This window comes from Bacillus sp. AFS055030 (assembly GCF_002574545.1).
Taxonomy (GTDB): domain Bacteria; phylum Bacillota; class Bacilli; order Bacillales; family Bacillaceae_G; genus Gottfriedia.
Genome location: NZ_NUGT01000082.1, coordinates 58071 through 66752, shown reverse-complemented (window position 1 = coordinate 66752; position 8682 = coordinate 58071). Strand labels below are relative to the sequence as shown.

At 34.3% G+C, this 8682-nt stretch carries 7 protein-coding genes; all 7 read left to right on the top strand.

Annotated elements, in window-relative coordinates:
- The first annotated feature begins 342 nt into the window (after positions 1 to 342).
- The 7 genes from CN925_RS19560 to CN925_RS19530 all read left to right on the top strand — a co-directional run bounded on the left by CN925_RS19560 (position 343) and on the right by CN925_RS19530 (position 8663).
- The gene (locus CN925_RS19560) at positions 343 to 804 is read left to right on the top strand and encodes a CtsR family transcriptional regulator (RefSeq protein WP_098848475.1); all 462 of its coding nucleotides are present in this window, start codon (positions 343 to 345) and stop codon (positions 802 to 804) included.
- Between the two features lie 19 nt (positions 805 to 823).
- Positions 824 to 1372, top strand: a complete 549-nt coding sequence (gene mcsA, locus CN925_RS19555) for a protein-arginine kinase activator protein McsA (RefSeq protein ID WP_098848474.1) — start codon at positions 824 to 826, stop codon at positions 1370 to 1372.
- Positions 1373 to 1377: 5 nt separating this feature from the next.
- Positions 1378 to 2445, top strand: a complete 1068-nt coding sequence (gene mcsB / locus CN925_RS19550) for a protein-arginine kinase McsB (RefSeq protein WP_098848473.1) — start codon at positions 1378 to 1380, stop codon at positions 2443 to 2445.
- Between the two features lie 20 nt (positions 2446 to 2465).
- Complete coding sequence (gene clpC / locus CN925_RS19545; protein ID WP_098848472.1) at positions 2466 to 4907, top strand: ATP-dependent protease ATP-binding subunit ClpC; 2442 nt, start codon at positions 2466 to 2468, stop codon at positions 4905 to 4907.
- A gap of 179 nt (positions 4908 to 5086) precedes the next feature.
- A complete protein-coding gene (gene radA / locus CN925_RS19540) occupies positions 5087 to 6466 on the top strand; it encodes a DNA repair protein RadA (protein WP_098848471.1) in 1380 nt (459 codons plus the stop codon).
- Between the two features lie 2 nt (positions 6467 to 6468).
- Positions 6469 to 7542: a DNA integrity scanning diadenylate cyclase DisA gene (disA, locus tag CN925_RS19535; protein WP_098848470.1), complete on the top strand. Its 1074-nt coding sequence runs from the start codon at positions 6469 to 6471 to the stop codon at positions 7540 to 7542.
- A 50-nt stretch (positions 7543 to 7592) separates the two neighbouring features.
- Positions 7593 to 8663 carry a PIN/TRAM domain-containing protein gene (locus tag CN925_RS19530; protein WP_098848469.1) on the top strand — a complete coding sequence of 357 codons (1071 nt, stop codon included), beginning with the start codon at positions 7593 to 7595 and terminating at the stop codon, positions 8661 to 8663.
- The last annotated feature ends 19 nt before the right edge of the window (positions 8664 to 8682 follow it).

The window sequence follows — 8682 nt, the reverse complement described above, 5'->3', positions numbered from 1 at the left end:
TATTTAGCTGATGTTTTTTTTATATTTAAAAATAGATCAAAAAAATAATTTTTTAATAAAGTATAAAGGAAAAAAAAGCTTCTTAAAAGAATTGTATAACATATATATTTATATATTGATAAAGATAAATTGCCCAACTGGCGAGCCTTTAGGCAAAGACAGAGAGATCATAGGGATTAAATTTCTAATACATTACCGATTTATACAATTCTTAATGGTCAAAAATAGGATTAAGAGCTGTATCGTTTGGAAAAAATGGTAAAGAGATAATAGTTGAAATTTTTCATGAAAGGAATATAATAATAGTCAAAGATAGTCAAAGTCAGTAAAGGTGGTAAATAGATGAAGAATATATCAGATATTATTGAACAATATCTAATGCACTACTTTGACATATCTGATAAAGATTATGTCGAGATAAAAAGAAGTGAAATAGCAAATAAATTTGATTGTGTACCTTCTCAAATAAATTATGTAATTAATACAAGATTCACACTAGAAAGAGGATATGTGGTAGAAAGTAAACGTGGCGGTGGAGGGTATATTCGAATTATTAAGGTGCAATTTCATGACAAAGCAAGCGTAATTGATCAAATATTAAGTAGCTTCACTAACAAAATTGCACAGTCTAGCGCGGAGGATTATATTCGCTTACTACTTGAAAAAAATGTAATTACTGCGCGCGAGGCAAAAATGATGTTAAGTGTGCTAGATCGCTCTGTAATAATGGTGAATTTACCTTATCGAGACGAATTAAGAGCAAGAATGTTCAAGGCAATGCTAAGAAGTTTAAAGTATAAATAGAATATGGAGGTTGCCCATAATGATTTGTCAGGAATGTAAAGAACGTCCGGCAACATTACACTATTCTAAAATTATTAATGGTGAGAAAACAGATATTCACTTATGTGAGAGATGCGCAAATGAATCGAACAATAAATATATTTTTTCTGAAATAGGTGGTTATTCTGTAAATGATTTGTTAGCTGGATTATTTAAAGGTAATACTGGTATTTATGAAATGAAGAAAAATAAGTTTCATCATGATTCCCAAGTTGAATGTCCTAGATGTAAAATGACATTTCAAAAGTTTACTAAAATTGGCCGTTTAGGTTGTTCAACTTGTTATGAAACATTCATGGATCAGATGAAACCAATTGTTAAAAGAATTCATAGTGGTAATGTATCGCATACAGGGAAAATACCTCAAAAGATTAACGGTGCGATTTCCTTGAAAAGGAAGCTACAAGACTTGAAATCCCAAATGAAAACTCTTATTGATAATGAAGAGTTTGAGCAAGCAATAAAAATTCGGGATGAAATTCGTGAAATTGAAAAAGATTTACAAGCCCTTCAAAAGGAGGTGGAGTAAGTTACATGTCTATTAAACGAATTATTAATGAAGCGATCAGTCCATGGATGAAACAAGAAGGTCCTGATGACGATATCGTTTTAAGTAGTCGTATTAGGTTAGCTAGAAACTTCAGTGCATATTTATATCCAACATTACTTAGCCAAGACAAGGCTAAAGAAATTTGTCATTTAGTTAAACATTATTTTGAAGGTAGTACAGCTTTACCAAAAGGACCTTTTGAATATATTGAAATTAATAAGTTAGAACCAGTGGAGAAAAGAGTGTTAATCGAAAAACACTTAATAAGTCCTAATTTAGTTCAAGAGTCAGTACATGGTGCATGTATACTATCTCAGGATGAACAAATTAGCATTATGATCAATGAAGAAGACCATTTAAGAATTCAAGCTCTATTTCCAGGTTTACAACTTAGAGAGGCACTTACTCAAGCGAATCATATTGATAATTATATAGAAAGTCAGCTTGAATATGCTTTTGATGAAACAATTGGTTATTTAACCAGCTGTCCTACTAATGTTGGTACCGGATTAAGGGCCTCCGTGATGATGCATCTTCCAGCATTGGTCATCACAAAACAATTTAACCGTTTAATTCCAACTATTAATCAACTTGGGTTAGTAGTAAGAGGAATTTATGGTGAAGGTAGCGAAGCATTAGGTAATATCTTTCAGATTTCGAATCAAATTACATTAGGGAAATCGGAAGAAGAAATTATAGAGGATTTAACCACAATCGTACAACAACTGATCAAACACGAGAAATCAGCAAGAGATGCACTCGCAAGAACTTCTTTAATTCTTTTAGAAGATCGAGTCTTTCGTTCTCTAGGTACATTGAAATATGGAAGAATTATAGAAACAAAGGAAAGTGCTAAGTGTTTATCGGATGTACAATTAGGGATTGATTTAGGTTTAATTGATGGTTTATCGAAAAACTTTTTACATGAATTAATGATATTAACTCAACCTGGTATATTACAACAGTATGTAGGTGGTCAACTCACCCCCGAAGAAAGGGATATCAAAAGAGCATCACTAATACGTGAAAGACTATCTAACAAAAATAACTAATTATATAGGAGGAACCAATTATGATGTTTGGTCGATTTACAGAACGTGCTCAAAAAGTATTAGCTCTTTCTCAAGAAGAGGCAATCCGAATTGGACACTCAAATATAGGTACAGAACATATTTTACTAGGACTTGTTCGAGAAGGTGAAGGGATTGCTGCAAAGGCATTACTTGCACTTGGTTTAAGCCCAGAGAAAGTACAACAAGAAGTAGAAACATTAATAGGACGTGGTCAAGGAGTTGCTCAGACTGTACACTACACTCCTAGAGCTAAAAAAGTGATTGAATTATCAATGGATGAGGCTCGTAAACTAGGTCATTCATATGTAGGAACAGAGCATATCCTTTTAGGACTAATTCGAGAAGGAGAAGGCGTAGCAGCAAGAGTTTTAAATAATCTTGGTGTAAGCCTAAATAAAGCTCGTCAACAAGTTCTTCAGTTATTAGGTAGCAATGAAAGCTCGTCTAATCATCAAAATGGATCTGCTAATCAAGCAAATACACCGACATTAGACAGCTTAGCTCGTGATTTAACTGTATCGGCTAGAGAGGGTCGCTTAGATCCAGTAATCGGTCGTGGTAAAGAAATTCAGCGAGTAATTGAAGTGTTAAGCCGACGTACTAAAAATAATCCAGTATTAATTGGTGAGCCTGGTGTAGGTAAAACAGCAATTGCAGAAGGATTGGCTCAACAAATTGTTAATAATGAAGTACCGGAGATTTTAAGAGATAAACGAGTAATGACACTTGATATGGGTACTGTCGTAGCTGGAACTAAGTACCGCGGTGAATTTGAAGATCGTCTGAAAAAAGTAATGGATGAAATTCGCCAAGCTGGCAATATCATTCTTTTCATTGATGAACTTCATACATTAATTGGTGCAGGTGGAGCGGAAGGTGCAATTGATGCATCAAACATCTTAAAGCCGTCATTAGCACGAGGTGAACTACAATGCATCGGTGCAACAACAATTGATGAATACCGTAAATATATCGAAAAAGATGCTGCATTAGAGCGTCGTTTCCAACCAATTCAAGTTGATCAGCCAAGTGTAGAGGAGTCAATTCAAATTCTTCAAGGATTACGTGACCGTTATGAGGCGCATCATAGAGTATCAATTTCTGATCAAGCAATTATTGAGGCTGTAAAACTATCTGATCGTTATATTACAGACCGTTTCTTACCAGATAAAGCAATTGATGTTATTGATGAGGCAGGTTCTAAAGTACGATTACGTAGCTTTACAACACCACCAAATTTAAAAGAATTGGAATTAAAATTAGAGGAAGTTCGTAAAGAGAAAGATGCGGCTGTTCAAAGTCAAGAATTTGAAAAAGCAGCATCATTAAGAGACTCAGAACAAAGATTACGTGAACAATTAGAAGATACGAAACGCCAATGGAAAGAGAAACAAGGCAAAGAAAATTCTGAAGTAACTGTTGAGGATATAGCAAATGTTGTATCATCATGGACGAATATTCCAGTTACAAAACTTGCGCAAACAGAGGCAGATAAACTGTTAAATATGGAAAGTGTTCTTCATAAACGAGTAATTGGTCAAGAAGAAGCTGTAGTAGCAGTTTCTAAAGCTGTACGTCGTGCAAGAGCTGGACTAAAAGATCCAAAACGACCAATTGGTTCATTTATTTTCTTAGGTCCTACAGGGGTAGGTAAAACAGAGTTGGCTCGAGCATTAGCTGAAACAATTTTCGGCGATGAAGACGCGATGATTCGTATTGATATGTCAGAGTATATGGAAAAACATGCAACATCTCGATTAGTAGGGGCACCTCCAGGGTATGTAGGATATGATGAAGGTGGTCAATTGACTGAGAAAGTTAGACGTAAACCATACTCAGTAATTCTATTAGATGAAATTGAGAAAGCACATCCAGATGTATTTAATATCTTACTTCAAGTATTAGAGGACGGTCGACTAACTGATTCAAAAGGCCGTACAGTTGACTTTAGAAACACACTAGTTATTATGACATCCAACGTTGGTGCAAGTGCTTTAAAAGCAAATAAATATGTTGGATTTAATATTAACGATGGAGAAAAAGATTACAAAGATATGAAAGGAAAGGTATTAGAGGAACTGAAAAAAGCATTCCGTCCTGAGTTCTTAAACCGTATCGATGAAACAATCGTTTTCCATTCATTAGAGAAGAAACATATTAAAGAAATTGTTCACTTAATGGTTAACAGCTTAACTAAGCGTTTAAAAGAACAAGAAATTGAACTAGAGTTATCAGATGCAGCAATTGATAAAATTTCAGATGAAGGGTTCGATGCAGAGTATGGAGCTCGTCCTTTAAGAAGAGCAATTCAAAAACAAGTAGAGGATCGTTTATCTGAAGAACTATTAAAAGGAAATGTTGAAAAAGGCCGAAAAGTTATTCTTGATGTAAAGGATAATGAATATGTGATTAGATCAGCGGCTGAAACTGTAAATCAATAAGCAATTACAAAGTTCATACCTTTTAAGAAGGATAATTGAACAAATTAATTGTAAAGTTATCTAATTTGTGAAAAAGGGCGTGAAGCCCTTTTTCTTATATCAAAAAAGCGTTACGATAGACTTTGAATACATACTCTATTAATATAGAAAATCATAGTAACAAAAGAGGAACTATACATATGGCTAAAAAAAATAAAACTAAATTCGTTTGTCAGTCTTGTGGATATGAATCAGTTAAGTGGGTCGGAAAGTGTCCTGCATGTAACGAGTGGAATACAATGGTTGAATTTATAGAACAGCCTGCTAGTTCAAGAAGGCTGACATTTAATACGAATGCTACAGTAGAAGGAACGAAACCAATTTCAATCATGGAAGTGGAAATAGGAACTGAAACTCGTATCGAAACCTCCTTTGATGAGTTTAACCGTGTTTTAGGTGGTGGTATCGTTCTAGGTTCATTAGTATTAATTGGTGGTGACCCGGGAATTGGTAAGTCAACGATGCTTTTACAAGTTTCCTCACAATTGGCTAAAAAGGATCATAAAGTTTTATATGTTTCAGGTGAAGAATCTCAGAAGCAAATAAAATTAAGAGCAGAGCGATTAGGTGTCGCTACACAAAACTTATATGTTTTATCCGAGACAGATTTGTCTTATATTGCTCGATATATGGATGAGATGTCTCCTGATTTTGTTGTAATTGATTCGATTCAAACAATCTATTTACAGGAAGTAACATCTGCTCCTGGTAGTGTTTCACAAGTTCGAGAGTGTACTTCAGAATTAATGAAAATCGCTAAGACAAAAGGGATCCCAATTTTTATTGTAGGTCATGTGACGAAAGAGGGGGCAATTGCCGGCCCACGACTACTAGAACACATGGTAGATGCAGTGTTATATTTCGAGGGTGAAAGACATCATACATATCGAATATTAAGAGCAGTTAAAAATCGTTTTGGATCTACTAATGAAACAGGGATTTTTGAGATGAAAGAGTTAGGATTAGTAGAAGTGCTGAATCCATCAGAAATATTTTTAGAAGAGAGACCTTTTGGAGTAGCAGGTTCCACTGTTGTTGCTTCTATGGAAGGAACTAGACCTGTACTTGTTGAACTACAGGCACTTGTCTCTCCAACGAGTTTTGGAAATGCAAGGCGAATGGCAACAGGGATAGATCACAATAGAGTGTCGTTAATTATGGCTGTATTAGAAAAGAGAATGGGTCTTTTATTACAAAATCAAGATGCTTATTTAAAGGTTGCCGGAGGACTGAAGTTAGATGAGCCGGCTGTAGACTTAGCTGTTGCGGTAAGTATAGCATCAAGCTTTCAAGATAAACCTACTAATCCAACAGATGTAGTCATTGGTGAAATTGGTTTAACAGGAGAAGTTAGAAGGGTATCTAGAATAGAGCAAAGAGTACAAGAAGCAGCTAAACTAGGATTTAAAAGAGCGATAATTCCATCAAAAAATATTGGTGGGTGGAGTTTTCCTGAAGGAATGGAAATAATAGGTGTTAATACGGTACATGAAGCATTAAAATACGTGTTAGGAGGGTAGAGATGGAGGATCAAAAACAAAAAGCTAAATCAATGTTGCCAGTTTTAGAAATGATTGCTCCAGGTACACCATTGCGAGATGGCATTGATAATGTACTTAGAGCTCAGACTGGTGGATTAATTGTACTTGGCTTTAATGATGAAACAAAGGAAATGGTCGATGGAGGTTTTCATATTAATGACCCTTTCTCTCCAGCTAGCTTATATGAATTAGCTAAAATGGATGGAGCACTCATTTTAAATGAAACAGGGACAAAAATCCTGTTGGCAAATGCACAATTAATACCAGATCAATCAATATTTACAAAAGAAACTGGTATGCGTCATCGAACTGCAGAACGAGTATCAAGACAGACAGGAAACTTAGTCATTGCTATTTCGCAAAGACGTAATGTGATTACCTTATATAAAGGTAATTTACGCTATACGCTGCGAGATATTGGCGTGATTTTAACAAAAGCTAATCAGGCGATTCAAACCCTTGAAAAATATAAAATTGTGTGGAATCAAGGGATTACTTCACTTAGCATTTTAGAATTTGAAGAGCTAGTTACATTATTTGAAGTTGTAAATGTGTTACATAGTGTTGAAATGGTACTTCGAATTAAAAATGAAATTAATAACTATGTAATTGAACTTGGTGATGAAGGAAGGCTGATTGAATTACAGTTAATTGAGATCATTTCGGACCTTGAGGAGGAGGCATTACTTTTAATAAAGGATTATCATTATAGTAAGGAAGAAGATCCTAAAAGTATTTTGCAAAAACTCCAAGAGCTCGCAAACGAAGAATTGTTAGAGGATCATGACATTATTAAATTGTTAGGTTATCCAAATAACACTAATCTTGAGGAAATGGTAGAACCTAGAGGGTATCGGATGTTGATGAAAATTTCTAGACTGCCGCCGCTAGTGATTGAAAACTTAACACAGCGATTTAAGCACCTTAAAGGAATCTACAAGGCTACTCTTGCTGAGTTAGATGATGTTGATGGAATTGGTGAAATTCGTGCAAAAAAAATCAAAGAAGGGTTAAAACGAATTCAAGAGCAACTGTATATCAATAGACATAACTAAGTTACTTCGTCTAAGATAGAGTTAATTATTTATTTAAAGGAGGTGGCGAGTTGATAAAGAGGATCGTTCAAGTTATTTATATTTTTGTCGGAAGTACTTTAGGTTTAGTACTTTTTCCACTATTAGATAAACTGTTGAAAACAGAGTTACCTAATATATTGCAAAATTCTTATGTGCAGGCTTTAAGTGGAGCAGTGATCTTTTTTATTTTATCGCTTTGGTTAGTTGATCCAACAGTAACGTTTATCAAGTATATTGAGGAGAAATTATTAAAAGCTCCTATTTCAATGATTTTGTTTGGTAGTTTAGGACTTGTTTTTGGACTTATTCTGGCATTTCTTATTTCATTGCCAATTGACTCAATTAGATTACAGTATGTTTCATCAATTATTCAAATCGTTATTACGATTTTATTAGGATATTTAGGTTTTCAAGTTGGGATTAAAAAGAGAGAAGAATTATTGAGTTTATTTACTCTATCTTCAAAAGCTAAGAAAAAAGCTGCTGAAGAGCAAGATGCATCTTTTGATATACCAGTTAAAATTTTAGATACTAGTGTAATCATCGATGGTCGTATTGCTGATATTTGTCAAACTGGATTCATTGAAGGAACTATTGTGATTCCACAATTTGTATTAGCAGAATTACAATATATAGCTGATTCCTCAGATACGTTAAAACGAAATAGAGGACGAAGAGGATTAGATATTCTAAATAGAATTCAAAAAGAGCTAGCTATGAAAGTTGAAATCTACGAAGGGGATTTTGAAGATGTTCCCGAAGTAGATGCTAAGTTAGTAAAACTTACTAAATTAAAAAATGGTATTTTAGTGACAAATGACTTTAATTTAAATAAGGTAAGTGAACTACAGCAAATTAAGGTTTGGAATATTAACGATCTAGCTAATGCAATTAAACCAGTAGTATTACCTGGGGAAGTATTAACTGCTTTTGTAGTAAAAGAAGGTAAAGAAAAACTACAAGGTGTTGCATATTTAGACGATGGTACAATGATTGTTGTTGAAGATGGTAAAGAATCAATTGGTAAACGAGTAGAGACAGTCGTTACGAGCGTACTACAAACTTCTGCAGGTCGTATGATTTTTGCAAAGGTAAAGTAAGTTAGAGGGGTATACGTAA

What these genes read in the sequence shown, in the direction of transcription:
- CN925_RS19560 (WP_098848475.1), top strand. Translation starts at nt 343, where the DNA reads ATGAAGAATATATCAGATATTATTGAACAATATCTAATGCACTACTTT.
- mcsA (WP_098848474.1), top strand. Translation starts at nt 824, where the DNA reads ATGATTTGTCAGGAATGTAAAGAACGTCCGGCAACATTACACTATTCT.
- mcsB (WP_098848473.1), top strand. Translation starts at nt 1,378, where the DNA reads ATGTCTATTAAACGAATTATTAATGAAGCGATCAGTCCATGGATGAAA.
- clpC (WP_098848472.1), top strand. Translation starts at nt 2,466, where the DNA reads ATGATGTTTGGTCGATTTACAGAACGTGCTCAAAAAGTATTAGCTCTT.
- radA (WP_098848471.1), top strand. Translation starts at nt 5,087, where the DNA reads ATGGCTAAAAAAAATAAAACTAAATTCGTTTGTCAGTCTTGTGGATAT.
- disA (WP_098848470.1), top strand. Translation starts at nt 6,469, where the DNA reads ATGGAGGATCAAAAACAAAAAGCTAAATCAATGTTGCCAGTTTTAGAA.